The 388-nt window shown below is 55.7% G+C and carries 1 protein-coding gene; it reads right to left on the bottom strand.

The annotated features are described in order from the left end of the window. On the bottom strand, positions 1-388 hold a 388-nt coding region (locus NWP09_RS13330), incomplete at both ends, for a HemK family protein methyltransferase (RefSeq protein ID WP_258275951.1).

The following is a 388-nucleotide window of genomic DNA, read 5'->3' as shown; positions in this document are numbered from 1 at the left end:
ATAGGAATGACGTTGTGGATCAGACCGTGTTCTTCGATGTTCTGTTCAGCAACCGCCAGCGCGTCGGGAGAGATGTCCACCGCGTCGACTTCCGCTTCCGGGAAGGCATAAGCACAGGCAATGGCGATGCAGCCGCTACCGGTACACATATCTAAAATGTGCTGCGGTTGCTTGCTGATGAGTCCGGCAAATTTATTGTTGATCAGTTCACCAATCGGCGAGCGCGGCACCAGCACGCGTTCATCGACGTAAAATTCATGGCCGCAGAACCAGGCTCTGTTGGTCAGGTAAGCCACCGGAATGCGTTCGTTGACGCGGCGGATCACGCGCTCAACAATACGGTGTTTTTCGCTGGAGGTCAGACGCGCGGTGCGCATGTCTTCCGGAA

It is taken from the genome of Agrococcus sp. HG114 (assembly GCF_024723325.1).
GTDB lineage: Bacteria > Actinomycetota > Actinomycetes > Actinomycetales > Microbacteriaceae > Agrococcus.
Note: the sequence above shows the minus strand (reverse complement) of the source record. Positions and strands in the feature narration are given on the sequence as shown.